The 25984-nt window shown below is 36.7% G+C and carries 23 protein-coding genes and 2 pseudogenes; 9 read left to right on the forward strand and 16 right to left on the reverse strand.

The features are described 5' to 3' along the window. Window positions 1-23: 23 nt before the first annotated feature. Window positions 24-1313: an ATP-grasp domain-containing protein gene (locus ACHABW_RS03305; protein ID WP_435754036.1), complete on the forward strand. Its 1290-nt coding sequence runs from the start codon at window positions 24-26 to the stop codon at window positions 1311-1313. 44 nt (window positions 1314-1357) lie between these two features. After that, window positions 1358-3325: a hypothetical protein gene (locus ACHABW_RS03310; protein WP_435754037.1), complete on the forward strand. Its 1968-nt coding sequence runs from the start codon at window positions 1358-1360 to the stop codon at window positions 3323-3325. A 36-nt stretch (window positions 3326-3361) separates the two neighbouring features. Here ACHABW_RS03310 and ablB read toward each other — a convergent pair whose 3' ends face one another. Further along, on the reverse strand, window positions 3362-4222 hold the full coding sequence (gene ablB / locus ACHABW_RS03315; protein WP_435754145.1) for a putative beta-lysine N-acetyltransferase: 861 nt from the start codon (window positions 4220-4222) through the stop codon (window positions 3362-3364). 243 nt (window positions 4223-4465) lie between these two features. On the opposite strand from ablB, the gene pepT reads away from it, so the two are divergent. After that, entirely contained in the window at window positions 4466-5698 is a 1233-nt protein-coding gene (pepT, locus tag ACHABW_RS03320; RefSeq protein WP_435754038.1) for a peptidase T, read from the forward strand. Between the two features lie 209 nt (window positions 5699-5907). Here the strand turns inward: pepT and ACHABW_RS03325 are convergent, their stop codons facing one another. Continuing rightward, window positions 5908-6240 (reverse strand): hypothetical protein, encoded by a 333-nt coding sequence (locus ACHABW_RS03325; protein ID WP_435754039.1) that lies wholly within the window; start codon window positions 6238-6240, stop codon window positions 5908-5910. Between the two features lie 87 nt (window positions 6241-6327). Then, window positions 6328-7287, reverse strand: coding sequence for a 6-phosphofructokinase (gene pfkA, locus ACHABW_RS03330; RefSeq protein ID WP_435754040.1), 960 nt, complete (start codon window positions 7285-7287; stop codon window positions 6328-6330). A gap of 195 nt (window positions 7288-7482) precedes the next feature. On the opposite strand from pfkA, the gene ACHABW_RS03335 reads away from it, so the two are divergent. Further along, the gene (locus ACHABW_RS03335) at window positions 7483-8544 is read left to right on the forward strand and encodes a P1 family peptidase (RefSeq protein WP_435754041.1); all 1062 of its coding nucleotides are present in this window, start codon (window positions 7483-7485) and stop codon (window positions 8542-8544) included. 116 nt (window positions 8545-8660) lie between these two features. Here ACHABW_RS03335 and ACHABW_RS03340 read toward each other — a convergent pair whose 3' ends face one another. Beyond that, window positions 8661-8924 (reverse strand): YozQ family protein, encoded by a 264-nt coding sequence (locus tag ACHABW_RS03340; RefSeq protein WP_435754042.1) that lies wholly within the window; start codon window positions 8922-8924, stop codon window positions 8661-8663. Window positions 8925-9127: 203 nt separating this feature from the next. Here ACHABW_RS03340 and ACHABW_RS03345 point away from each other — a divergent pair, with 203 nt between their 5' ends. Then, a complete protein-coding gene (locus ACHABW_RS03345) occupies window positions 9128-9664 on the forward strand; it encodes a DUF2179 domain-containing protein (protein ID WP_407690383.1) in 537 nt (178 codons plus the stop codon). 27 nt (window positions 9665-9691) lie between these two features. Here the strand turns inward: ACHABW_RS03345 and ACHABW_RS03350 are convergent, their stop codons facing one another. Together ACHABW_RS03350 and ACHABW_RS03355 are read right to left on the reverse strand one after the other, a co-directional pair. Beyond that, window positions 9692-9865, reverse strand: coding sequence for a hypothetical protein (locus ACHABW_RS03350; protein ID WP_183041026.1), 174 nt, complete (start codon window positions 9863-9865; stop codon window positions 9692-9694). 295 nt (window positions 9866-10160) lie between these two features. Next, on the reverse strand, window positions 10161-11102 hold the full coding sequence (locus ACHABW_RS03355; protein ID WP_435754043.1) for a DMT family transporter: 942 nt from the start codon (window positions 11100-11102) through the stop codon (window positions 10161-10163). A 339-nt stretch (window positions 11103-11441) separates the two neighbouring features. Here ACHABW_RS03355 and ACHABW_RS03360 point away from each other — a divergent pair. After that, window positions 11442-12870, forward strand: a pseudogene (locus tag ACHABW_RS03360) (MDR family MFS transporter). A 205-nt stretch (window positions 12871-13075) separates the two neighbouring features. Here ACHABW_RS03360 and rlmN read toward each other — a convergent pair. The 3 genes from rlmN to ilvA all read right to left on the reverse strand — a co-directional run bounded on the left by rlmN (window position 13076) and on the right by ilvA (window position 16561). Beyond that, on the reverse strand, window positions 13076-14152 hold the full coding sequence (gene rlmN / locus ACHABW_RS03365) for a 23S rRNA (adenine(2503)-C(2))-methyltransferase RlmN (protein WP_435754044.1): 1077 nt from the start codon (window positions 14150-14152) through the stop codon (window positions 13076-13078). Window positions 14153-14287: 135 nt separating this feature from the next. Then, entirely contained in the window at window positions 14288-15133 is an 846-nt protein-coding gene (locus tag ACHABW_RS03370) for a S1C family serine protease (protein ID WP_435754045.1), read from the reverse strand. A 219-nt stretch (window positions 15134-15352) separates the two neighbouring features. After that, the gene (gene ilvA, locus ACHABW_RS03375) at window positions 15353-16561 is read right to left on the reverse strand and encodes a threonine ammonia-lyase (RefSeq protein ID WP_435754046.1); all 1209 of its coding nucleotides are present in this window, start codon (window positions 16559-16561) and stop codon (window positions 15353-15355) included. 185 nt (window positions 16562-16746) lie between these two features. On the opposite strand from ilvA, the gene ACHABW_RS03380 reads away from it, so the two are divergent. Beyond that, entirely contained in the window at window positions 16747-16929 is a 183-nt protein-coding gene (locus ACHABW_RS03380; protein WP_110935345.1) for an H-type small acid-soluble spore protein, read from the forward strand. A gap of 339 nt (window positions 16930-17268) precedes the next feature. Here ACHABW_RS03380 and tenA read toward each other — a convergent pair whose 3' ends face one another. From tenA to ACHABW_RS03395, 3 genes are read right to left on the reverse strand one after another with little or no spacing between them, the layout of a single operon-like run. After that, a complete protein-coding gene (gene tenA / locus ACHABW_RS03385; protein ID WP_435754047.1) occupies window positions 17269-17934 on the reverse strand; it encodes a thiaminase II in 666 nt (221 codons plus the stop codon). A gap of 41 nt (window positions 17935-17975) precedes the next feature. Beyond that, window positions 17976-18650, reverse strand: a complete 675-nt coding sequence (locus tag ACHABW_RS03390; RefSeq protein WP_435754048.1) for an AIM24 family protein — start codon at window positions 18648-18650, stop codon at window positions 17976-17978. 22 nt (window positions 18651-18672) lie between these two features. After that, on the reverse strand, window positions 18673-19476 hold the full coding sequence (locus ACHABW_RS03395; RefSeq protein WP_435754049.1) for an ABC transporter ATP-binding protein: 804 nt from the start codon (window positions 19474-19476) through the stop codon (window positions 18673-18675). Between the two features lie 168 nt (window positions 19477-19644). Here ACHABW_RS03395 and ACHABW_RS03400 point away from each other — a divergent pair, with 168 nt between their 5' ends. Beyond that, a complete protein-coding gene (locus ACHABW_RS03400) occupies window positions 19645-20454 on the forward strand; it encodes a LysM peptidoglycan-binding domain-containing protein (protein WP_435754050.1) in 810 nt (269 codons plus the stop codon). Window positions 20455-20628: 174 nt separating this feature from the next. Here ACHABW_RS03400 and ACHABW_RS03405 read toward each other — a convergent pair. Further along, a pseudogene (locus ACHABW_RS03405) lies at window positions 20629-21763 on the reverse strand (zinc-dependent alcohol dehydrogenase). Between the two features lie 379 nt (window positions 21764-22142). Next, window positions 22143-22562, reverse strand: a complete 420-nt coding sequence (locus ACHABW_RS03410) for a pyridoxamine 5'-phosphate oxidase family protein (protein WP_435754051.1) — start codon at window positions 22560-22562, stop codon at window positions 22143-22145. Between the two features lie 300 nt (window positions 22563-22862). Here ACHABW_RS03410 and ACHABW_RS03415 point away from each other — a divergent pair, with 300 nt between their 5' ends. After that, complete coding sequence (locus ACHABW_RS03415) at window positions 22863-23846, forward strand: DMT family transporter (RefSeq protein WP_435754052.1); 984 nt, start codon at window positions 22863-22865, stop codon at window positions 23844-23846. 116 nt (window positions 23847-23962) lie between these two features. Here the strand turns inward: ACHABW_RS03415 and ACHABW_RS03420 are convergent, their stop codons facing one another. Both ACHABW_RS03420 and ACHABW_RS03425 read right to left on the reverse strand, forming a co-directional pair. After that, window positions 23963-24685, reverse strand: a complete 723-nt coding sequence (locus ACHABW_RS03420) for an HAD family hydrolase (protein ID WP_435754053.1) — start codon at window positions 24683-24685, stop codon at window positions 23963-23965. Between the two features lie 419 nt (window positions 24686-25104). After that, complete coding sequence (locus tag ACHABW_RS03425) at window positions 25105-25860, reverse strand: phytoene desaturase family protein (RefSeq protein ID WP_435754054.1); 756 nt, start codon at window positions 25858-25860, stop codon at window positions 25105-25107. Between the last annotated feature and the right edge of the window lie 124 nt (window positions 25861-25984).

The raw sequence follows: 25984 nt of genomic DNA on the forward strand, positions 1-25984 counted from the left end.
ATTTTGAATAGGGAGGTCTTGCAGTGAGTAAAGCAAAACAAACTCGGAAAAAAATGCAACATCATGAAAAGCAGGAAAGTAAAAAAGGAACAATAGGAATTATCGGTTGGAGTATTCCAATGATTGAAGCCGTAGACCAGTTAAAAAAACCATATTTAGTAGTCGGACCACCCGATTGGGAAAATTATGCGAATAAATACGACATTCCATTTGTTAGTTGGGATTTTGACAAATATAACAAAACCCCCATGGAAGATATTTATGACGCATCAAAGGAGTTATTCGAAAAATTAAAAGAACATCATGTGGAAGTAACAGTCCCTCTTTTTGAAACGACCGTTGAGTGGTCAGGAGCATTAAACGCACGATTGAAAGATGAATTCCGGATATTTCACCATTCCCTTCTATTTCGACATAAGGGGAAAATGAAAAGGAGAGCACAATTGAGTGGACTTAGCATGGGGGTATTTGAGGAAGCTCGAAACAAAGAGGATGTACATGAGTTTTTAAAGAGAATGAATGATGTACTCTTGAAACAAGATGGTGATGTAAATGAACCAATTCATGTCAAAGCATTCGACAAGGCAGGCGATGTCGGTCATCGTGTCATATCAAATAATGAGGATATTGAAAAACATTTATCAGATTACGATTTTCCATGCCTCTTGGAAAGTAATTTAGATGGTGTAGAGGTATCTTGTGAAGTATTTATTCATAAAGGAAAAATACAATTCTTAAACATAACGGAATATGTGGTATTTGGATATTCCATGATGGCACCACCCACTCCTATTATTGAAAAGAAACGCCCTGAAATTCGAAGAGCTGTTGAACAATTGATTGAGGGTTTTGAAATTGAATTTGGACATATCCACCCTGAATTTTTCATTACTGATACTGGAAATCTAAAGTTTATTGAAGTAGCTTATCGAATTCCAGGTGGAAATATTTTTGATTTAATTCAAAAAACGTATAATTTCAATCCATTTAAAGGTTATATTCTTTGCAGTGATCCAAAGACAACAGAAGAAGAGTTACGCAACTTCTTCCCTGACGAAAAAAAGCCAAAGGGTTATGCTGGAAGCTTAATGGTTTATCCTCGTGTAAAAAATGTAAAAGGACTAAATATTCCTCTTGATCTTGAAGAACAACCTGGTTTTGATAAACACGATATGTTCGCTACGGCTGAACGTAAAGTTCCAGAAATGGAAGGATATGGTACACCAGATGGCATTGTTTTTTTTCATCATCTGAATAGCGAACATGTAAAACAACCTCTGCTGAAATATGTGAATCATAATTTTTACGTATAATTCAGATGAATCAATAAGAAGAGACAAAGGATGTGCATATAGTTATGGAAACTAAAACAAAATCAGAAAATAAATCCGAACGGTTTATTCATGCATTTGAAGTATTAAATGAGGCTCAACCTTTCGCTAAAAATATATACCAAAATAACTTTTTCCAAGAAGCTAGTCGACTAGTATGTACTATGGAAGGGATTAAAACTGTTTACAATTATGCCGAACGATTTGATGAAGCAGGTGTTTTTGAAGGAGGGCCTTGGGAGGATCCTTCGAAATTACAACCTAATTTAGTCAACGGTTCCTTAAGAATTGACGGCGTAGAATCAATCGTAACACTCTTGAGTGAACTAAGAATGTTATCGTTAGCTGAAGAAAAATATAAAAATGATAACGTTTCATCTGAGAGTGCAAGAGAATACTTGCATGAGGTAATGGCCATGAATCTCGATTTTATTTTCCCAGAAGAATCGGAAGACGCTAAAATTGAGCAGGGTAAAGAAACCGAACGCGCCCAACGTTTGTTCAAGTTAATGTCAGATGTCTTGTCTTTGAAATCTATTTCAAAAACGCTATTGAATGAAATTAGACGTTTAACTGTCCAAAGACCAATCATGGTTAATCGGATTCTTGTAATGATACAGAAAGCCAAACAGCTTACCCATGAAGACCTAGACAAAGAGGTTCTTCACGACATTAATACCTATCATGAAGCTATTAGTGATCTGACCCCTATTAGTCAGGAGTATCCTGAATTTAGTGATTACCGGACAAAGATTAAAAATATACCGGAAGAAAGCTTGAAAAACGAAGCAGATGCTTTTGGTCAATCTATGCAAAAAACAGGGCTTGTCTCTCCCTATCACGTAATTTTAGTTCGTCATCTTAATCGTTCTAATCCTAAGTTACTACCAATAGCTCTTGCATTAAACAATAAAGGAAAAGCCAGTCTAGAAGCTAACGCAGAACTAGTACATCAGCTAATCAAAGCTGCCATCCATCCTCCGACACATCAATCTTTATATGGATTAGCTCGTATGCTAGAACGAAGTGTGCTTTCTTATAACCCAGTTCCTCCTGGATTAAGGAGACTCATTGATCTAGATCTACAACCAGATGTTCGTGAAACATTATTAGAGAATTTTTCTAAACACGAGGGCTTAACTGCCAATGATGTGATGGTCGCTGGCACGATTAGTGTATTAGGTCAACCTTTAGGCATTGGTCAAGGGTTAAATCCAACTTGCCAAAGTGCGAGAGCCTTGAGTCTTTGGTCCCTTCATGATCCTGGCTATTTGTTAGAACTTATCCCCAGAGCAGCTCGAGATGGAGATATTCACGTCTCATTCGAAGGGGAAACGATTAATTCTAAAAACCTGACCGGTGGTTTAGCTCCAGAACTTCATAAAGAACTTGACCCAGTTTCTTTAATCTTAGTGCCTCATCTTGATAAAATTTACGCGGATATGGTAGGTAGAGTTAAGTTTCGAGGTGACGATGCTCATAAGTGGGTCAATCCCGCTTTTTATGGCGAATGGATCCCAATTGGTTTTAGCAAAGTGTTTGAACACCTTACAGGAAATGTTACAGATTACGCATCCTTTGTACGGCTCTTTTATGCCACTCACCACCCCGATTACAATGAGGGTTACGAAATGATTTATCCTAATCCAGTGGGTATATGTATTACAACGGTGTATGGGAAAATGCTCGGATTCCATGCGATTTCAATTCAACGTATCAAAAAAGATCCTAATGAGAAGTACCGCGTATATTTTTATAATCCAAATAACGACAGTTCACAAAACTGGGGACAAGGAATAAAGCCATCTGTCTCCGATCACGGAGAAATTGAAGGAGAATCATCCTTGCCCTTCCATGAATTTGTCTCACGATTATATGCTTTTCACTACAATCCTTATGAGCAAGGGGATGCATTTGCTGTTAAAGATGACATTGTAAAAGAAATAGAAACACTTGCCCGGGAGAGCTGGGGCCAAGAGTACAATTGGGTGTAACTAATCATGATAAAGTAAAACTAAGTCTCCGGTATTTTAATCTCTCACCGGGGACTTAAGGTTTTTATACCATATGTTCATACATTCTAAACGTCCGTCTATATTGCTATTTTGAATCATTCTACCACCGAATGAGAAACCATTTCTGACATTGATTAAATTCATACCTACTGATATAGAACGGGCATAACAAAATAGAGTTTGTAAGCCTATGTCTTTCATGTGTTCAGCAAGATGAGCAAACTGAATGTTTAGTAAACCTTTATTCCTATGTTCAACTAATGTTGCACAGTCGGTCATTTCAGCTGAATTAAAAGCGGGTAAATAGTCTGCTGCACTTGAGCTAACAACTTGACCGTCATATTCAACGATGGTGAAATATACATTATCATCCATCATAGTCTGGATATATTTTGAATCATTCATAGGAGTCGGATACGTTTTAAATACAGTATCATACACCCTTGCCATCTGCAACGCATCCTGTTTCGTTGCACTCCTCATGAAATAGCCATCAGGTAAACGCATGTGTTTCGTTTTCTTATGATCATTCTCTATAAGCTCCATAACCTTCTTGTTTTGTTTCCAATCAATGGAATGCTCCCTAACAGGATTTAGAAACATCGCATAGATGAACGCATCGATCCCACGAAAAAAACCACGAATAACGCCCTCCTGGTAAACTTTATTTCCCGTTAACTTATCCCTATCTTCTTTTCGAACATAAAAAATAATTTTATCACATCCCTCATTCCTTCCCAACACTTCACATTCATCCATTGTTTCTCTCATGTTGATGTTGTTCGGGAGGTGATAAAGTTTGACACGTCGATTTTTGGGCTCAATACTTATTGCTTGAGTTTTGGCTAATAATGTGAAGTAAGAGTCACTCATCATTCTCAATGTGTGCTCATCCTTTCTTGATGGATTGTAACGTTACGTAATCATAGTATAGAAAGATAACGCTCAACTTAGAACGGGAGGGTAGAATTTCTTAAAAATCAAGATAATTTTCCAATTATCTCGAGTAGAATGTTACTGGGTTCCTTCATTTTTAAAATTAGTATTTGTTCTATTACACAATAGAGAGTATTATTTAGTTATACATATCTTAAATATAATAAATGGAGCTGAGAATAGATGAAACAAACATTGATTGAAAGGTTAACTGCATATGCAAAAATAGACACGCAATCAGACTTGTCGAATGAAGTTTGTCCCTCTACTGATGGACAGTGGGAACTTGCAAGAATGTTAGTTGCAGAATTACATACAATTGGTATGAAAGATGTACACATAGATGATTACGGTTACGTGATGGCCTCGCTCGCTTCAAATACAGAGAAAGATGTTCCAGTAATTGGCTTTCTTGCTCATCTAGACACCGCCACTGATTTTACTGGTACGAATGTTCGCCCTCAGCTAGTAAAGAATTATGATGGCAGTGAGATCGTGTTAAATAAAGAGAAATCTATCATCCTTGAACCTAATAAGTTTCCAAACCTTCAAAATTACATCGGACATACACTGATTACTACAGATGGGAATACGCTTTTAGGCGCGGATAACAAAGCAGGAATTGCAGAAATTATGACTGCACTTGAATTTCTAATTGCTAATCCCGAGATTAAGCATGGAAAAATTCGTATAGCATTTACGCCTGACGAAGAAATTGGACGTGGACCACATAAGTTTGACGTAGAAAAATTCGGGGCATCTTTTGCTTATACTGTAGACGGTGGTCCCATAGGTGAACTTCAATATGAAAGTTTTAATGCTGCTTCTGCCGAAGTTATCTTTCATGGCAATAACGTTCATCCCGGCACAGCAAAAAACAAAATGACAAATTCCATGAAGCTTGCAATGAACTTTCATGATGAAATTCCTTTGAGTCAAGCTCCAGAGCACACTGCTGGATACGAAGGTTTCTATCATTTGCTCTCTATGGATGGTGATGTAGAAAAAACTACATTACACTATATTATTCGTGATTTTGATCAACAGAAATTCGAAAACAAAAAAAAGCATATTCGCTGGGTCGCGGAAGGCATGCAAAGAAAATTCGGAAAAAACACTGTTGAACTAGTTATCAAAGACCAGTATTATAATATGCGAGAAAAAATAGAACCAGTAAAAGAAATTGTAGATGTTGCCTTTTCAGTAATGACTTCATTGGAAATAACTCCTATTGTAGAGCCGATCAGAGGAGGAACGGATGGATCACAACTCTCCTATAAAGGTTTACCTACTCCGAACCTTTTTACCGGTGGAGAAAACTTTCATAGTAAGTATGAATTTATTTCCGTCGAAAATATGGAAAAAGCTACTAATGTCATTGTGGGTATCGTAAAAAAATTCGAAGAAAATGCTTAGAGAGTCTAGAGGGTGTGACCAAAAACTTGGTCACACCCTCTACTTACTAGTGCCATCTGGTGTATCTGATGAGGTACCATGCTCACTCGCAGCTTCCCAAGTATCTTGTCGCAGCTCTTGCTTATAAGATGTATCCCCTTTTTTCAGTGGACTTGTTATATCCTCTTCTACTGGACGTTTGTTTTCTTCTGTTTGTTTTTTCGCGTGGTCTATGCACCACTTTGTCGTTGGTATTGCTTCCAGTCTTTCAAACTGAATTTCCTTCCCACATTCTCACATTTACCGTAGGTGCCATCTTGAATTGCTTCTAACGCTTCACTCGCTTCTTCTAACGTTTCATTCAAATGATTATCTAAAGTCATTTCTTTTTGTCTATCAAATAACTCCGTTCCTTGATCTCCGGGATGGTTAGAAGTATTTGAAAGTTCTCCAGTATCCCCAGCACTTTCCTTACTATCCTCTTGAGTTGATAATCGGGTCTCGAACTCTTCTTTCATTTTTAAAAGTTCTTTTTTTAATAATTGTATTTCTTGTTGCTTCATTTATTAATTCCCTCCAAAAACATGATACCTTTAATATTCACGTTAGTAGAAGGGATTAAACGTAAGGAGGTGTTCAAATCTCTAATACTAAACAGATAATATTTCGGTTAACTTATACATGTGGTTATCAAAGGGCTTTTTCATGTTTAAAGCTTCCGTAATATCCATATTAAAGATCTTATTATCTTTTATACCTACTACTTTATTTGATTCATTTTTTAACAGCAATTCCACAGCATTCACGCCCATTTTACTAGCTATAATTCTATCGAAAGATGTCGGGTCTCCTCCGCGTTGAATAAATCCTAAAACGGTTACACGAGCATTGACACCGGCTTTCTCTAAAATTTCTTCTTGCAATTGCGAAGCATTGCCAGATCCCTCGGCGAGCATGATAATGTGATGAAGTTTTCCTCTTTCTTTTCCTTGTTTAAGCTTTTTGGCGATATCTTCAATCCCTAATTGGGCCTCTGGAAGAATGATGCTTTCCGCACCTCCAGCTAGACCTGCGTGTAATGCAATATCACCGCAATTTCTTCCCATAACTTCAATGATTGTTGCTTTTTCATGGGAAGATGATGTATCACGAATTTTTGTAACAGCATCTAAAACTGTGTTTACTGCCGTATCAAATCCGATCGTATACTCGGTGTATGCCAAGTCATTATCGATTGTTCCGGGAATTCCTATGGTGTTTATCCCCATTTCACTGAGTTTTTGAGCACCAGCGAAAGAACCGTCTCCTCCGATCACGACTAAGCCCTCCACCCCATTTTCTCTTAATATTTCATAAGCTTTTTTTCTTCCTTCTTCCGTTTTAAACTCCTCTGATCTAGCTGTTTTCAGCATCGTACCACCTTTATGAACAATATCTCCAACAGTAGACGCTTCCATTTCTATTAATTCACCTTTGATCAATCCAGCAAATCCTCTAGTAATTCCAACAATTTCAATGTTATAATACACGGCTGCCCTTACCACTGCCCTAATTGCAGCGTTCATACCAGGTGCATCTCCCCCACTTGTTAATACAGCAATCTTTTTCATGTATGTATCCCCTTTCATAAAGTTGTCTGACTTCTTATGTCCATAACTTAGAGAATACACCGTCTTCACAGAAAAGTCCATGCAAGTTCTATTAATTTTTAATTATCTTGATTTTAGCTTTCATCTAAATAGAAAAGAAAAGGATTATTCCTTCTTTTTGGTGAATAATAAACATGATGGAAGGAGTATGAATACATGCAAAACACGAAACGGTTAAGAAACTACGGAGTAAATATTGGAGATTTTAGCCCAGGCGTACTAAATGCAATAACAGATGTACCTGGTGTGAAGGTTGGCCATACAACTCTTAGCGATAGAAACATGCAAACTGGAGTTACCGCTATCATTCCCCATCAAGGAAATTTATTTAAAGAGAAAATGATTGCAAGTTGTCATGTCATGAATGGTTTTGGCAAAACTACTGGTACACTTCAGCTGAATGAACTCGGTACACTCGAAACTCCTATTATACTTACAAATACCTTGAGTGTCGGTACTGCTGTGGATGCTCTAATTGAATACATGTTAAAGAGTAATCCCGACATAGGTAAAACAACTGGAACTGTTAACCCAGTTGTCGGGGAATGCAATGATATGATTCTAAATGACATTCGAGCAGGTTTTATACAAAAAGAACACATTTTTCAGGCGATCTCAAATGCCGCCTCTGAATTTCAAGAAGGTTCCGTTGGTGCAGGAACTGGAATGGTTTGTTTTTCATTACAAGGTGGAATCGGTTCTTCATCTAGAATTATGCAATTCTCTCATGGAATGTATACGATGGGAGTTTTAGTCTGCACTAATTTTGGAGTCTTAAAGGATCTGACCATTAATGGTAAAGAGACCGGCAAAGAAATTTTCCATCTGCATCCTTCTTATGAAGTTAAAGATAAAGGTTCTATTATGATTATTGTCGCTACGGACCTTCCAGTTTCTGATAGACAACTTAATCGTATCTTAAAAAGAACAGTCACCGGACTTTCCCTTACAGGATCATCCTTATCTACTGGCAGTGGTGATATCGTGATTGGTTTTTCTACCGCAACAAAGGTTCCTCATTATAAACTTAACACTCTACTCTCTTCCTTTGTGATACATGAGGAGGATATCGATATCGCTTTTCACGCTGTTTCAGAAGCCACAGAAGAAGCAATTTTAAATTCTTTAATAACTGCCTCTGAAATAACTGGTACAAATGGTAACACACGTCCGGCGCTTAAAGATTTATTAGCGAAATATAATATTAGCATAATTTAAATAAAAATGAAGAACCAATGCTTCCAAAACCAGCATGGGTTCTTCGACGTTCTGAAGATCAAGGCTTCTTAAACTTTTTTATTGAATCGTGTTTTATGCTTTGATTAAGTAGTTAATTAAGATTTTTCTGTAGTTTTTTGGTCATATTTTTTGTATTCATAACCTTCTCTTGGAATCGCTTCTCCATTATGAGACTTTAATGACCCATCTTCTTCTACATCGTCAATTTTCCCATCAACGGTTCCCTCGGTAAATGTGTCAGAAACTTGCTCGTGTGTGATGGTCATCCCTTTAGATAATTCATCTGTTCGATTGTAATCTTCTGGTTCATAACTTTTTTCTGCTACTTTATCTGAGTTTTCTTGCCTTGTCTTATCCATACTTCAACCTCCTCTTATATATCTTTCCTTAGGGTTTGTAAGAAAGAATTAAATTATCAAAATTAATTTAAAGGGATAAACGTTTTATGTTAGAAGTAATTATAAAACAAGGAATTTTTTTGGTAAGAATTATAAATAAGTAACCGATCCCGTCTTATACCATATTAAATGAAAAAGTTAGAATATTTTTTAGGGAGATTATAATGAGTTTAATCATGGAGAACGCGGTTGGTATGGTAATTATTATCTTAGTTATAAACATTGTTTACGTCACACTTTTTACAATTCGAATGATTCTTACATTAAAAGGCTGGCGTTATCTGGCAGCTGGTTTAAGCATTGTGGAGATACTTGTGTACATTATTGGCTTAGGTATTGTCTTGGATAACTTAGATCGCACTGAAAATCTAATTGCTTATGCTATTGGTTATGGAATAGGTGTTATCGTTGGGATGAAAATTGAAGAAAAATTAGCTTTAGGATATATCAAAGTAACGGTTATTACCAAAGAATACGAACCAGACATTCCAAACTCACTCCGGGACAAAGGTTATGGCGTAACAAATTGGGTGGCATATGGGCGTGAAGGTGAGCGTCTGATGATGGATATCCTTACATCAAGAAAATCGGAACGCAATCTCTATTTAACTGTAAAAGCGTTAGATCCTCACGCATTTATTATCTCACATGAGACAAAAGCATTTTTCGGCGGGTTCTGGGTGAAGGGAATCCGAAAGTAGTAGTTATAAAAAAGAATCCAATATAATTTAATCTAAAAGACGATTATTTTCATCTACGTTCATTCGTTTCGGATGAATAATATTTTCAGCAATAGCTTCTCCTTGTCCATCACAGATCGTGCAGACATACTGCCATTCTTCGTCATCTGACAACATTCCTGTTCCTTCACACGCCTTGCAAACATCATTTCGATTAACCATACATACCTCTCCTTTCCAACTATTATTTCTTCATATATTTTTCACTTAAATCAAAGAAATATGCTAAAAAGTGATAAATTATTTAGTCTTCTAAGAAAAACGCGTAGCGTCTTTTATTAAATACAGCGTGATCTTTCGCCCCCCTAGTAGCAACTACGTATTACGTGTAGGTGCTACTCGAAAGGAGGGTACGGTTTCGAGCACCTTTGTTCGATAGAAAAAAGCAATCTCTAAACACCTAATTTTTTAATATATATAAAAAGCACTGAATAAATAATTTATCCAGTACTCTTTTTTATTCAAGCGATTTATTACTCGTTTTCATAGAATGAATTTGACTCGCTCTTTTTTTGAATGAAAAGATAGTTAGTACGACTGAGGCAACCACAAATATAAATCCAAATCCTTGCCAAAAAGTTAAACTTTCATTTAAGATGTAAATGCTCACTAAAACCGAAATAATTAACTCAGCGGAAGAAAGTATTGCTGCTTTACTGGATTCTACATAAGACAGACCCAGAGTAAATAACACATAAGCAAGGATTGTAGAAATAACCGAAATCCCCATGATCGGCATCCATATCTCAGCCGTTAGCAACATTTCCGTCTTTTTCCATATTTGACTCGTCGGTATCATAAACACACTTCCACAGATCATCGCGTAAAACGTAATCGTAACAGGATGATAAGCCCTACTGACATGTTTTCCGATTATACTATAAGAAGAACAAAATAAGCCTGCTAATAAACCTAGTAAAACCGTGCTTAATGTAACTGTAATTCCTCCAATGGGAATAAATTCAATGGCTAAGGCACAACCAGCAACGGTGAATATAATGGCTAGATTTTTTTGCAATGTCAGTTTCTCTCTGTACAATATCCGTGCTATCAATGCTGCAAAAACAGGTGACGTATAAACAAACACAACAGCAATTGCTACTGATGAACGCTCCATCACTGCAAAATAACACCAATTGAACAGTGCAATACTAAAAACACCTAAAATAAAAAAGTAAGGAATATCCTTCCAATCAATCTTTAAATATTGTCTAAACAAAATAAATAATACTGGAAATAAAATCAAACTTGAAATTGTTAACCTTATTGTCACTACTTGCCATGGTGTAAAACCACTCGCGTACAGCTGCTGCACAAATAAACCAACGATGCCCCAACACGAGGCTCCAATAACGACACAAGCATAGGCAAGAGCCTGATTCATTTTAATTTTAGGCATCGCTACACCCTCCCTTTTTCTCTCTCTCTACCAGGTTCAGGAATAACAAACTGCTAATTTAGAAGCTCTTTAATGTCTATAAGGTAAAAGTATCGTATATAAGAAGTAAAAACAATGGAAAAAAACATGTTTTTAGTCATTAAATATGACTATTTTAATATAATAATATTTCCATGCAGTTGCTTTCTTAACTAGGACAATCTAATAAGTTATGTTAAAGTACGCTTTATTTATTAATTTTATTTGTTTACTAGCAATACTAAGCGTATAATAGTTTCTTAGATCTATAAAATACTTAGTCACACTAAATATTATCCATGTAAAACAGGAGGACTCATCTTGAATACCGAAGTAAATAATAAGACACTAATAGCAGCACTGCTCCTCATCGGCTCTTTTATTACTATTCTAAATCAAACACTAATGATCACTGCCATTCCGCCAATTATGGTAGAAATGAATATTACAGCCAATACGGCTCAGTGGTTAACGACTGTGTTTATGCTTGTTAACGGAATTATGATCCCGATCAGTGCCTTTCTAATTGAAAAATTTACGACAAGACAATTATTCATCACTGCAATGAGTATTTTTACCTTAGGAACCATTGTTGCAGGTCTAGCTCCTAACTTTGAAGTATTACTATTCGGTAGAATTATTCAATCAACTGGTACGGGGGTTATGCTTCCGTTAATGCAAACAGTTTTCCTAATGATATTCCCAGTAAACAAACGTGGTGCAGCTATGGGTTATATCGGTTTAGTCATTTCATTTGCCCCAGCAATTGGACCAGCATTATCTGGATGGATTACTTCTAACTATTCATGGAGACTATTGTTTTTAATCATTTTGCCATTAGCCATTGGGATTATCATTGTATCTCACTTTATTTTGAAAAATGTAACCGAATTGAAAAATCCTAAAGTAGATCCAATATCCATCATCTTATCTTCCTTTGGTTTTGGTGGATTGTTATATGCTTTTACAAGCGCAGGAAATGTAGGCTTTACTAGTCCAATCACCTTAATTGTGTTAATTATAGGGGTTCTTTCACTAGTATTCTTTATTCTTCGTCAGCTACGCATGGCGCATCCGATGTTGGAATTTCGTATCTTTAAATACAGAACATTCACTATTGGTACAGTTGTGGCCTCAATTGCATTTATGGGCCTTATTGGATCAGAAACGCTTATTCCTCTTTAATATGCAGGACATTTTAGATTTCACTGCCTTTGAAGCTGGTCTTGTTCTTCTTCCAGGTGCTATCTTAACAGGTATCATGTCACCAATTACAGGTAGAATTTTCGATAAAGTTGGAGGAAGAGTACTTGCAGTAGTTGGTATGGTTATTGTTACAGGGGCTTCATTAGGTCTGTGTTTTCTCGATGAATCAACTTCCTTGCAGTATTTAACAGTAATGTATGCGATTCGTATGTTTGGATTATCTATGGTTATGATGCCGGTAACTACGGCCGGATTAAATGAATTACCTCAAAGTTTGCTTGCACACGGAACAGCGATGACAAATACGATGCGACAAATTGCAGCATCGGTAGGAACTGCTATTCTTGTAACAGTAATGACAACTGCAGGAGAGCGAGCCGCGGAACAACCTGGTATCTCATATCCGGAAATCTTCGGGGTAAACATGGCTTTCGTAGTACTCACCTCTGTTACCTTTGTAGGGTTAATTTTAGCAGTCTTTATTAGAAAGACATATCCACCTTTAGAGGGAAAAAGTGTTAGTCCTATTTCAGCTCAAAAATAAAACATAAAAAAGGAACTTGGAGAAAAATCTCCAAGTTCCTTTTTTAAAGTTAAGAATTTATAGTTGACAGCTATCTTTACGCCACGCGTGTCAAGGGAAACCCACCCTCCTTTCGAGTAGCACCTACACGCACTTCGTAGGTGCTACTCGGGGTGGCGAAAGATAACGATGTAATTAAGAAAAGACGCTACGCGTTTTTCTTAATTTATACTTTTGCTTGTTCCCTGTCTTTTTTCATCTGCTTACTTCTTAACTGGCCACAGGCCGCATCAATATCAGACCCTTGTTCATGGCGAACCCCACATTGAATACCATTCTTCATAAGAATGTCATAAAACGTTAAAATAGAACCTTTTTTACTTTGTTTATATTGAATATACTCGTCAACAGGATTGTAAGGAATCAAATTCACATAACTAAGTCGCTTCTTGTCCTTGATTAATTCGACTAGTTCATGCGCTGTTTCTGCACTGTCATTAACTCCATCTAACAAAATATATTCAAATGTAATTCTTCTGTTTGTTTTTTCCAAGTAGTAATCCACGGCTTCCATTACTTTCTCAATTGGTTGTCCGCGGTTCACTTTCATAATTTTCGTACGGAGTTCATTGTTAGGAGCATGTAATGAGACAGCAAGATTAACCTGGATGCCTGCATCTGCAAATTCATAAATTTTCTTCACTATACCACTTGTAGACACCGTGATATGTCTAGCACCAATTCCAAGTCCGCGATCACTGTTCACAACACTAATAAAGTCCATTAAGTTCACAAAGTTATCAAATGGTTCACCAATACCCATGACAACAATATGACTGACTCTTTCTTCTTTACCGACACTATCCATATTGTGCTGGACATTCATCACTTGCTCTACAATCTCACCACTCGTCAAGTCCCTGCTTTTTGATAAAAGACCACTGGCACAAAAACTACAGCCAATATTACAACCAACTTGTGTAGTAACACAAACAGAAGAACCATAATCAAATCTCATTAATACTGTTTCGATTAGATTTCCGTCATCTAGTTTGAATAGGAATTTCATCGTACCGTCCTTGGATTCCTGCTTGGAGTGCAACTCCAATGTTTGGATTACAAAATTCTCTTCCAATAATAATACACAATCTTTTTTTATATTTACCATGTCAGAAAAAGCTTTCACTCGTTTTCTATATAACCAGTCCCACACTTGTTGCGCACGGAATTTTTTCTGACCACGTTCTGTCAGCCAATCCGTAAGCTGTTCAAATGTTAAGCCATAAATGGATTCTTTCTTCATAATTAACCCTACTTTCAAAACTTTATATTAATGTCCGTTATCTATTCATCATTATATTATTATCTATATCAAGCCATCAGCCATTATCTCAAGATTCAACGATTTATTCAAGTCTTAAACGTTAATCCATAAAATTTAATTTTCTCCGACTGACAAATCTTCGATAAAATCCTCAACTGGGACTGCAAGACCCACCTTCTGTTCGTTACCCTTATGATCAACTTGAGTCGTTGCAAAAATAACACCAACGACATTTCCTTGTTCATTTATGACAGGACTACCGCTACTACCTCTATATACCGGTGCATCTAGCATCAGCACGGGATCTTCTCTGTTTTGTGTGGTTGTCTCGCCAAGCAATTGACCTTCATTTGCAATATAATTAAAAAATAATGGATTACCGATTACGTAAACAGGTTCGTCTATATCCCACGCATCTTCGAATTCTAATACATGCCGATCTAGTTCCACTTCTTCAACTTTCAAAATCGCAATATCGAGTTCTTCATCACTTTCTATAACCTCGGCATGATATCCGTCTCCATTCTGAAACGAGACTGTTACAAAAGGTTCATCTTCAATGACATGTTGATTAGTCATAATATGCCCTTCATCCGTGAATAAAAACCCAGTCCCTTTGCTATTTCCACCTCTTACTACAACAACCGAATCCGTATATGTTTGTACGTCTTCATTTTGAGATAATTCCTGAGAAGTTGCTAAAAATTCAAGTGCTGGAAGATTTATCAGCTTTGGCCATATTGCAAACACATTACTAAATAAAGCAAGTGTCAGTACTGAAGCAATGACTATTTTAAAACCTTTTTTGTTTCTCTTAGGCTTAGGATCTTCCTCTTCATCATCTGGATTAAAAAATTCTTCTTTTGTATAATAATGTTCTCCATCAAAGAAAACTCTTTCGTCTTCTTTTTTTTGTTCTTCCTCTGGAGTACTCTGATCGTTTTGTTTTTTTGAATCCATACTCTTGTACCTCCCGGCCATCCCGCCTTTAACAATAGTTCACTCTTTCCTATTATAAATCTTGATGCCCATCATTTAAACCGATAACTCTCCATCAGATTAAAATTAAGTGTCCATTCAAACCTTCTATAGGTAATTCCACTTCGGTTTTTAGCAAATATACCAAGTTTAAAGACCAAGTAATTTAATCACTTGGCCTTTGGATGTAACCATTTATACTTAGCCTACCACAGTTATTTTGTAACCATGTTCCTCTAGTGTTGCGATCACCGTCTCGATATGAGCGTGGTCTTTTGTCTCAAGCGAAAGTTGCAGAAGAGTTTGACCAGGAAAAACTTTCACACCTACTCGTTGTTGATTAATGTTCAAAACATTCGCCTCCAAATCAGCTAGGAGTTTTAATACTCTTTGAAGGTTTCCAGGCTGATCCTTAATTAGAGTATGGAAAGAAAAATATCGACCGCCTTCTAATAATCCGTACTCGATGATTTTAGACATAAATGATATATCAACATTCCCACCACTAACCAATGCAACGACCTTTTTTTCCTTGATAGGAATCTTATGATAACTTAAAGCAGCTAGTGCACACGCACCAGAGCCTTCAACGAGAAGCTTACTTCTTTCTAATAATGTAAGCATTGTTCTTGCAATCTCCGTTTCTTCAACACAGTATATGTCGTCCACATATTTTTGGATTGTTGCAAAATTTCTTTCGCCAGGTTTCTTTACAGCGATACCATCAGCCATTGTTGGCGATGCCTCGATCATGGTTGGTTTTTGCTCATCTATAGATTTTTGTGCACTCGGACAGGCACATGCTTGAATACCATATATCTTAACTTCGGGTTTCTTTTCTTTTATGGCAGTTGCTATTCCTGCAATTAATCCTCCTCCGCCAATCGGACAAATGACGGCTTCTACATCCGGCAATTGCTCCAATATTTCTAATCCTACCGTTCCTTGCCCGGCAATAATGGCATCGTCGTCAAAAGCATGTATAAAAGAGACACCTGTTTTTTGTTGAAGTACTTGTGCATAATCAAGAGCATCATTGAAACTCTCGCCAATTAATTCAACCTTCGCGCCATAGCCTCTTGTTGCTTGAACTTTACTTAAAGGTGCCCCTTCAGGCATGACTATTGTGCAAGGAATTTTCATTAATCGACTAGCATAAGCAACGCCTTGAGCATGGTTTCCTGCGGAAGCAGCAATGACCCCTTTTTCACGCTCTTTCTCGGTCATAGACAGCAATTTATTATAGGCACCTCTTACCTTAAAGGAACCTGTTTTTTGTAAATTTTCTAGCTTTAAGTAAACGGAATTGTTGGCCATTTCACTAAAAGTATAAGAAAAGTCCAGCGGGGTTTCATGTATCATATCTTTTATTTTTTCACGTGCTTTTTGTACATCTGCCTTTGAAATCATCTACATACCTCCTTAAAGATCAGTTAAAATTTATTTTTTCCTAAAAAAACTTTTTAAATCAAAGTTAGTAATGGGATCGTGGAGAATCTTCACCTGTTCGGAATAATTCCCCCTAATTAAGTAAAAAATAAAAAGAAATCCTGTTTTAACAGACTGCATTAACTATGCTAAGGAGGAGTGCATGAATGAATACGCAACGTGCAATAGAGATTTCTGAGTCATCTATTATGGCAAATGTTACATTCAACGGGTCACGAGTATATATCCAACATGTCAATGATTCACAGGAAACAGCAAGAGTGTATCATCTTGATGACCCCGAAAATGAACAAGATATTGACCTGAACAACTTAATAGAGAACTCATAAGCTAATAAAAACGCGTAGCGTCTTTTATTAAATACAGTGTGATCTTTTAGCCACCCCCGAGTAGCACCTACGAAGTGCGTGTAGGTGCTACTCGAAAGGATGTGAGTTTCCCTTGACACGCGTGGCGTAAAGATAGCTGTCAACTTATACATTCTTAACTTTTAAGAAAAACGAAAAGCGCCTTTTGTTAAATACAGTGTGAGCTTTGGCCACCAACATTTTAAAAAAACAAGGCCCTGAAAAAAGTAATCTTTACTTTTTCAGGGCCCTATTTAGAGAATGAGTCGATCCTCCATCTCTTTACTAAATTGCTCTATCATTTTTTATATCCTAAATTAATCATCTGGTCCAATCTTCTCGGTTATATGCCATATCCCAAAAAGCATACTCATAATGACTGCTAATAAGAAAATGTTCTTCCATTCTATTGCGGTCTTTCTCCGTAACTTTCTCGGCAATCTCATCCAACCGATCGATTTGTTCATTTACCAAATCTCTGAACCAGTCTCCACCATAAGCAGCGATCCATTCTTGATACACTTCCTCTTTTGGAGTAGCACCTTGTAATAGATCTCCTATCTCCAAATACACCCAATAACAAGGAAGTAGTGCAGAAATAATCTCACCAAGGTTCCCATTGTATGCCACACGATAGAGATGTGAAGTATAGGCATACGCTGAAGGAGCAGGCATAAAGTTTTCAAACTCTTCCGCAGATATATTCAACATCTTAGAAAACTTTTCGTGCAGGGCCATTTCTGCTTCATACGAGCCTTGAGCATGAATAGCCATTCGGCTGGTTGTATAAAAATCTTCTGCTTTAGCTCCTCCTGCACATTGAATCCTTGCAAAATGAGATAAATAATACGAGTCTTGAAGAACATAATACTTAAAAGACTCAATTGGAAGCGTACCATCAGCAAGTCCTTTGATGAATGGATGATTAAAGTTATCCTGCCAAATCGGATCTGCTTTCTTTCTAATTCTCTCTGAAAACTTTTCCATATTGCACTATCTCCTTTATCATTTATTTTTAATATAGTGTATTAAGAGTCTTGTGCAGATTGAACGATGACAAATCCTTCACCAGAGAACTCCATTTGGAAAGACTCTCCGCTTCCTCTACCTAATAACGTTCTGTAATTCATATCGGTTCGTATCTCAGGTTGTAAGTGCCCGGACCAAGCTACTGTCATACTAGGATCAGTCATCACAGGAAGACCAGGACGAACCGGCAATGTCAACGGTTCAAAATGTGACGTAATTGCCACAAGCCCCTTGCCCTGAAGAGTCGCGTAAAATAAACCTCCCGACATCATGCCTGCTATTTTTCTCATCAATTTAATATCCCACTCAATACTAGGTTCGAATGCAAGAAGATCATTCCCATTAACCGCGATGACATCATTGTCCAGTTCAAGAATAGTGATTCTTTTTCCTGCATCTGCTAAATACAATTGACCTCGACCTTGTGCTTTCATTAAGGAACTTGCTTCCCCGGTAAATGCTTTTTTAACCATACGCCCAGCCCCGTGTTCCAACAGCTTTTCGCGTTCAAATTTTATATCTCCACTATAGGAAACCATTGACCCTAATTTCGCCCATACTAAATCTGTTAAATTCACTTCTAAAATACGTGGTGTTTCTAATTCAAAAAAGTTATTTTCCCCTGCATCTTGTTTTGTTTGATTAATAAACTCGTCAATAGTATATTTACCCAATTCATCTCAACTCCTTAAACTTTTATAAAAGTTTTGCTTTCACACTAATCCAAGGTCGTTCATTATGCCAATGAAGATTCAAAGGAACCCGGAATGTCTGCTCTAAGTTCTTTTCCGTTAAAACTTGTTCTTTCGTTCCTGAATCTACCACTTCCCCTGAATGGATAAACAGTAAATCAGTTATCGAAGGGATTATTTCTTCGATATGATGAGTTACGAAAACAATAGTTGGTGCATTTTCTTCTTTTGTCATCTTTTCCAATGTGTTCAGGAACTCTTCCCTTGAGTAAATATCCAATCCCGCGCAAGGTTCATCTAAAATTAACAATTTTAATTCTGACATCCAAGCTCTTGCAAGCAATACTTTTTTCCGTTCTCCCTGGGAAAAAACACGGAGAGGTTCATTTGTTATATGTTGAATATCAAATTTCTTTAATAGTTCCATTGCTTGATGGTTATCATCCTCAGTAATAGAATCATACAAACCTACAGAAGCATATTTCCCACTAAGTACGATTTCAAGCGCTGTATCATTTTGATGGGACTGCAGTTGCTGATCCAAAGAATTACTAACCCACCCAATTGACTTTCTTAGTTCATGAACATTTACTTTTCCATAACGATACCCTAACACATCAACGGAACCTAGAGTTGGCCACATATAGCAAGTAATGATTTTTAAAAGGGTTGTTTTTCCAGCACCATTTAATCCTAAGATCGCCCAATTTTGTCCTTTATGTACATTCCATGAAATATTTTTTAAAAGAAGTTTTTCGCCTCTTCTAACGCTAACATCATTCAAAGTAATCACTGTTTCCTTTGACATTCACTATCCTCCTGAGTTAACCATCTTTAAATTAATTGAATAATTAATAATAATATCATTTTAACATAAATAGGAAATTCATTTGATAAATTAAGCTGAATTTTGACTAGCATATGGACAAAAAGTTACATCATAGTTATTAATAATGAAGTAAAGGGAGTGATGAACATGGCGATTCAATATGGTACACATATCATTCATACTGTTCAGCCAGGAGATACTGTTTACAGTCTTGCCGTGAGATATGAAAGTGATGTCGATGCTATCAGTCAAGCGAACGGTCTTTATCCACCTTTTACAGATCCTTTTGTTATTTATACAGGGCAAGTGTTAGTCATCCCTAGACAATTAGTTGATCCAACTGAAACCTTTTACGTGGCACAGCCAGGTGATAACTTAATATTACTTGCACAACGATTCTCCACTCATTGGGAGCTTCTAGCTGGAATAAACCCAACCGTACAAAATCCTAATATCATTTTTCCGAATCAACAATTAAGGGTGCCGGTATTCGCATACGATGTCGAGTTAAATGATACGTTGAATTCTATCTCACAAGTTACTGGTGTACCGATCGAAGAAATTTTGTTAGCAAACAGCTCTCGCCCTGCCATCTCCCAAGATCTTATTTACGAGGGAATTAAAGTACTTATTCCAATACCTTCTTCACAAAACATCGTAGTTGTTCAACCTTTTCCAGGAAGTATCGTTCGTGACAATTCTATTATTGAAGGATTTGCAAGAGCCTTTGAAGCGAATGTACTATACCGTCTAGTTGATGATAACAATACGGAAGTTATTGAAGAAACCTTTACAACTGCCGAATATGCAGGACCGAATTATGGGCGATTCAGAGAAAGTGTAACATTTGACACTGAACCAACCTCTGAAGAAGAAGGTACACTGCAAGTATTTACAAGAAGTGCAAGAGATGGTTCGATACAAGATTTAGTGGAAATAAGAGTTCGATTTGAATAGCCAAGGTCCCGCTCAAAGCAGCAACCTAGAGCGAATTCGAGCCTCTCTGGTCGATAGAAAATAACAATCTTAATAAATTAAATAATTTTATAAATTCTGGTCTTGCAAAAAAGACACCTTTTTAATTAAAGGTGTCTACTACTATTTTCATATCAAGAAGCCATAGTTGTTAAACTACGGTTTAATAATCACTTTGATGCAATTGTCTTCATGATCATTAAATATTTTATAAGCATTGCCAGCTTGATCTAACGGAACAATATGTGTAATAATTTCTTTCGGATCAAATTCTTCGTTTGTTATTTTATCGTACAGCATCGGAATATAAGGTATTATTGGTGCCTGGCCCATTTTTAGAGTTATATTTCTTGCAAAAAATGGCCCCAAAGGAAAATTATTATAGTTACTGCCATATACGCCAGATATTTGCACGGTGCCGGCTTTTCTCACTGCCTTCGTAGCAATTTGGATCGGTCCCAGCGTTCCTCCTTGCAGCTTTAATTTCTGCTCCACTAACTCCAATGGGGACTTTTTACCATCCATTCCAACACAATCAATCACCACGTCAGCCCCACCGTTTGTGATTTCTTTTAGCGTCTCACCCATATCTGGATCTTTCGTAAAATCATAAACCTCCACTTTATTCATTTTCTTTGCATGACTCAATCGATAATCAATATAATCGACTCCAATAACTCGTTTAGCACCTTTCATCCAAGCAAATTTTTGTGTCATTAATCCTATTGGTCCACAACCAAGAACAATAACCGTGTCTCCTTTTTTAACACCAGCATGTTCCACACTCCAGTAAGCAGTGGGTATGACATCTGATAAAAATAAGAGCGATTCATCTTCTAGTTCACATGACTCAGGAACCAAAAACGGAGTAAAATTGCCAAAAGGCACCTTTAAATATTCTGCCTGACCACCTGGATGATCGCCAAACTTTTCTGTATATCCAAAATACCCTCCTGAATCATAGTGAGGGTTTGAGTTGTCACATTGACTTGTTAAGTCCTTCTCACAGAACACACAATGACCACACGCAACATTAAAAGGAACAATCACTCCTGTCGCCTTTTTTCAGCTTTGTTACGCCAGGTCCCACCTCTTCAACAATCCCCATCGGCTCATGTCCAATGATATATCCTTTCGGTAACGGCATATTTCCTTGATATAGATGAAGATCAGATCCACAAATAGCTGTTGATGTAATTTTAACAATAATATCCTCTTTATCTTCTATTACTGCGTCAGGGACATTTTTTACTTCCACATGATTTGGTCCTTGATAAGTTACAGCTTTCATTCGTTCACGCTCCTATTTAAATTTTCATACACCCTCAAATCATTCCTTTTAGTGTGTCTAGTTTTCTATATGTTCATTCTGAAAGTGTCATTTCATCACTAATAAACTCAGTACACTAAATGGATTAGTAATACTGAGTTTTTCATTTCTTGCTTATTACTAGATTATAAGAAAAATGCAAAGCGTCTTTTATTAAATACAGCGTGATCTTTAGCCACCCCCGAGTAGCACCTACGTAATGCGTGTAGGTGCTACTCGAAAGGAGGTGGATTTCCCTTGATACTTGTGGTGTAAAGATAGCTGCCAATTTTATGAATTCTCTTAAAAAAAGTATGCCATAAGGAATATCAATCTCCTCATGACATACTTTTTGATATTTTTAAAATGTAATCGTTTGTGGTTCCTTGCCGTCATTCATTAATCTAATCATCGAAGGTTTGATTTCTAAAACAATATAATTTGGGTCATCTTTTCCATCAAACCAATTTTCAAAGTCTTCTTTCCATAGTTCTTCTTTTAGTTTATCCGAATTAGAGATTGTTGCTTTCCCTTCAACTTCAATAAACTTATCCCCTAATCCCTCACCTTCATAACCTAGTAGAATATGCACATAAGGATTCTCTTTTATTTCCTCAGCCTTATGAGTATTTTTGTGTGTAGGTGTATAAAGCGTAAATTCTTCATTGTAAAACGTCATGTACCTTGAATGAGGACGATTATTTTTAACTGATGCAAGCGTTCCAATTTTGTTCTCTTTAAATATATCTAAAACTTTATTTTTTAATTCCTGTTGCGTCATTTCTAAAACAACTCCTTCTTCAATAAATATATAGTAAGTATTCCTTATAACATCTATCCTTAAACACGATATACAGATAAAAGTAGTTCACGTTATTGAGAGCACCTGTAAAAAAATTAGTATTTTCAGTTCTTCTTCGAATCAAGCCCTTTATAAACATGCAACTGACAAGACATTAATACGTGAAAAATTTCTTCTATAACCGTAGAGTAATTCACCAAAAGCGACAGTAAAGTAGTATACTGTTTACTGTGTTAATAAATCAGACTTTTTTTACTATGGTTGTGGAGTGTGAGTATTATGAAGCAAATCCTTCTCGGAGTTTTAGCATCAATGTTTTTTGCAGTAACGTTTATCTTGAATCGATCGATGGAACTTACAGGCGGCAGTTGGATATGGAGTTCGTCACTTCGTTTTTTCTTCATGGTTCCATTTTTACTCATTATTGTACTCTTTCGAAAAAACTTGAAACAATTAATTACTGAAATGAGACAAAATATTTTCAAATGGATTTTCTGGAGTTTTTTTGCATTTGTACTGTTCTACGCGCCAATCACTTATGCAGCTGCTTTTGGACCTGGGTGGCTTGTGTCTGGAACATGGCAACTAACGATTGTTACTGGAACTTTGCTCGTTCCTTTATTTTATGAACAAATACAGACTGCAGATGGCTACATAAAAGTAAGGTATAAGATCCCATTCAAGGCTTTGTCTATTTCTTCGATCATTTTAGTTGGCGTTGTTTTAATACAATGGCAACATGCAACCTCTATTACCACGACCATGCTTATAGCTGGCGTGGCACCCGTAGTATTAGCAGCTTTTGCCTATCCTTTAGGCAATCGTAAAATGATGGAACTTTGTGGTGGTAGACTTGATACTTTTCAACGAGTACTAGGGATGACAATCGCATCACTGCCTTTTTGGATACTTTTAAGTGTATATGGAATGATTAATGTGGGGCCTCCATCCACTTCCCAGGTTTCTCAAACATTTATCGTAGCAATTAGCTCTGGTGTTATTGCTACAACGTTATTTTTTATGGCAACCGATGGAGTCCGAAAAGATCAAGGGAAATTAGCAGCAGTAGAAGCAACTCAGTCTGCGCAAATATTTTTTGTAGTTTTCGGGGAAGTACTTCTTCTTTCAACACCATTACCAAGTGGTCTTGCTATTATCGGCTTATTTATTATCATATTAGGTATGTTAGCGCATAGTTTACTAGCTAAGAAAATGAGTAACAAAGCAGCGTTAATTAAAGAAAAGGTTTCCAAGAAAGCTTAAGTAAAGGTAGTTTCAAAGCAAAAAAGCATTGAAGCTAAATCACTTCAATGCCTTTTTTGAATAATTATTTTAGAAATTTAAACTCCTTCTAGTTGCACCTTTTGGATATAATGAAATTACTTTTGGAACATACCTTCATTATTCTTTATGCTTTCATATAAATCTTCTAGCGATCCCGAATCATCTATAGAAAAAACAGGTTCTCCCCGATCAATCACACAGCCTTCTACCAAATAAGTCTTCATACCAGTTTGTGAGGCCGCCATATCTTCTTGCTTGTCATTACCAATCATAATACATTCTTTTGGATCAAAACCAATTTGATCACATATCGCTTGGTAATACTGAGGATGAGGCTTTGTAAAAGAACTTTGTTCATATACAGTCACTAGATCAAATGGAAGGTCATCTATGTTAGCCCATTTGAGCCGGTGGTAAATTGCCGCTTTAGGGAATACTGGATTTGTAGCAACTGCTACCCGATAACCTTGATTAATCGCTTCTTCCACAACAATCCTGGCAAGCGGTGTCGGCGCACACATAGGAGAAAAGCTAGGAAATGTATTCTCGTAAAAATCATTTAAAGTTGGCCAAATTTCCTCTCGGGTCAATGTTGTTAATTCTAAAAAAGTTTCTTCAAACACTTTTTCATTTGTTTTTTCAGGGTCTAAATTTCTCATCATCGCTTCTGTACCTGCGAATAAAGCCTTTACGAATTCATCAGGACTGATAATATGTGCTACTTTTGGTGCTAATTCTTTTACATAATTTTCTACGAACATATTTGTATCCATTGGTAATAATGTTCCATCCAAATCAAATAATATAGCCTTTGTCATTTTAAAAAGCCTCTCAAATTCTTTATATTTTCTATCAGTCTAACACAGAAATTAACTTAATATAAAAATCTAGAACTTAGTTTGATAAAAATCTTATTCAAAAGATAACTCAGTGGCTCAAGTAAAAACCTTCCTGGCCTAGATTGTAACTATTTTCTCCTCAATTGAATACGTTTTTCTTCGAATTGAACACGTTCATCTCTCATTTGATTGCGTCTTTCTGAATTGATCACGTCTTCCCCTCAATTGATTGCGTCAGCCTTTGAATTGAACACGTTCTTCTCTCATTTGATTGCGTCTATTTGAATTGATCACGTCTTCCCCTCAGTTGATTGCGTCAGCCTTTGAATTGAATCCGTTCTTCTCTCATTTGATTGCGTCTTTTTGAATTGATCACGTCTTCCCCTCAGTTGATTGCGTCAGCCTTTGAATTGAATCCGTTCTTCTCTCATTTGATTGCGCCTTTTTGAATTGATCACAAATAGCCCCCCATCAACATAAAATGCTCCATGGTGATAAATATCCAATGCGGTTGCGCCCATTAGAATTTCGCAATCTTCATACGTTGTTTGCATACTATCCATAAGGACCCCGTTAATGAAGTGAATAAAAGTTTTACAATTTTCCAGATTATATTTTTTTACTAAGTATGAAAGGGATCTCCCTATGTATGGAAGAAGACGAATAGAATTTGGCTTAACGCCCCTGAGTATGGAGAAAGTTTCTTGCCGTGATTTAGGTGGAAAAACAGGATACTGTAACATATGTCTTAGCAATATTTGACCGATACTCCATACTTCTTGAAAAAATTTCCTGATCGATTGTATATGTTTTGGTTCCTCTTTCTCCCACACTTTTAAAAATAAATCACGATCAGTGTGATACGGTATAATTCTTTCGCCAATTCGGACATCCATCACCTTCTCAAGAGGATAGGACTCTGTTTTAAATCCAAGGTAATCATTAATCTGTTTATGTAAGCCATTCTTCTCAAATCCCATTGCTAATGTAGCGCCTACTGGAAAAGTAAAATCCTTTCGCTGAAATTTACCAGCACAGCCACCCCACTCCACTGCAGCTTCCAAGACAGTTACGTTATAGCCTTGTTTCTGTAAAAGGTCTCCCGCAGTTAAACCTCCAAAACCAGATCCCACGATTGTTACTCTTTTATTCAACCTTCTTCACCTCAAATTCCTACTACTATATTTTTTTCAGAATAGACACACTTTTCAAAACTACTAGTCGTAAATTATATACCCAAAAAAGGTGCCCCTGAATCTCTCAGGGGCACCTTCTCTT

It is taken from the genome of Salipaludibacillus sp. CF4.18, from assembly GCF_051262595.1.
In the GTDB taxonomy this organism is placed as follows: domain Bacteria; phylum Bacillota; class Bacilli; order Bacillales; family Salisediminibacteriaceae; genus Salipaludibacillus; species Salipaludibacillus neizhouensis.

Coding starts and splice junctions, on each gene's coding strand:
- ACHABW_RS03350 (WP_183041026.1), bottom strand. CDS start 9,865: ATGGTTAATCGAAATGATGTTTGCAAGGCGTGTGAAGGAACAGGAATG.
- ACHABW_RS03370 (WP_435754045.1), bottom strand. CDS start 15,133: ATGGATTCAAAAAAACAAAACGATCAGAGTACTCCAGAGGAAGAACAA.
- ACHABW_RS03395 (WP_435754049.1), bottom strand. CDS start 19,476: ATGTCAAAGGAAACAGTGATTACTTTGAATGATGTTAGCGTTAGAAGA.
- pepT (WP_435754038.1), top strand. CDS start 4,466: ATGAAACAAACATTGATTGAAAGGTTAACTGCATATGCAAAAATAGAC.
- ACHABW_RS03415 (WP_435754052.1), top strand. CDS start 22,863: ATGAAGCAAATCCTTCTCGGAGTTTTAGCATCAATGTTTTTTGCAGTA.
- ilvA (WP_435754046.1), bottom strand. CDS start 16,561: ATGATTTCAAAGGCAGATGTACAAAAAGCACGTGAAAAAATAAAAGAT.
- ACHABW_RS03355 (WP_435754043.1), bottom strand. CDS start 11,102: ATGCCTAAAATTAAAATGAATCAGGCTCTTGCCTATGCTTGTGTCGTT.
- ablB (WP_435754145.1), bottom strand. CDS start 4,222: ATGATGAGTGACTCTTACTTCACATTATTAGCCAAAACTCAAGCAATA.
- ACHABW_RS03310 (WP_435754037.1), top strand. CDS start 1,358: ATGGAAACTAAAACAAAATCAGAAAATAAATCCGAACGGTTTATTCAT.
- ACHABW_RS03380 (WP_110935345.1), top strand. CDS start 16,747: ATGAATACGCAACGTGCAATAGAGATTTCTGAGTCATCTATTATGGCA.
- ACHABW_RS03325 (WP_435754039.1), bottom strand. CDS start 6,240: ATGAAGCAACAAGAAATACAATTATTAAAAAAAGAACTTTTAAAAATG.
- ACHABW_RS03345 (WP_407690383.1), top strand. CDS start 9,128: ATGAGTTTAATCATGGAGAACGCGGTTGGTATGGTAATTATTATCTTA.
- tenA (WP_435754047.1), bottom strand. CDS start 17,934: ATGGAAAAGTTTTCAGAGAGAATTAGAAAGAAAGCAGATCCGATTTGG.
- pfkA (WP_435754040.1), bottom strand. CDS start 7,287: ATGAAAAAGATTGCTGTATTAACAAGTGGGGGAGATGCACCTGGTATG.
- ACHABW_RS03420 (WP_435754053.1), bottom strand. CDS start 24,685: ATGACAAAGGCTATATTATTTGATTTGGATGGAACATTATTACCAATG.
- ACHABW_RS03400 (WP_435754050.1), top strand. CDS start 19,645: ATGGCGATTCAATATGGTACACATATCATTCATACTGTTCAGCCAGGA.
- ACHABW_RS03340 (WP_435754042.1), bottom strand. CDS start 8,924: ATGGATAAGACAAGGCAAGAAAACTCAGATAAAGTAGCAGAAAAAAGT.
- ACHABW_RS03335 (WP_435754041.1), top strand. CDS start 7,483: ATGCAAAACACGAAACGGTTAAGAAACTACGGAGTAAATATTGGAGAT.
- ACHABW_RS03410 (WP_435754051.1), bottom strand. CDS start 22,562: ATGACGCAACAGGAATTAAAAAATAAAGTTTTAGATATATTTAAAGAG.
- rlmN (WP_435754044.1), bottom strand. CDS start 14,152: ATGAAGAAAGAATCCATTTATGGCTTAACATTTGAACAGCTTACGGAT.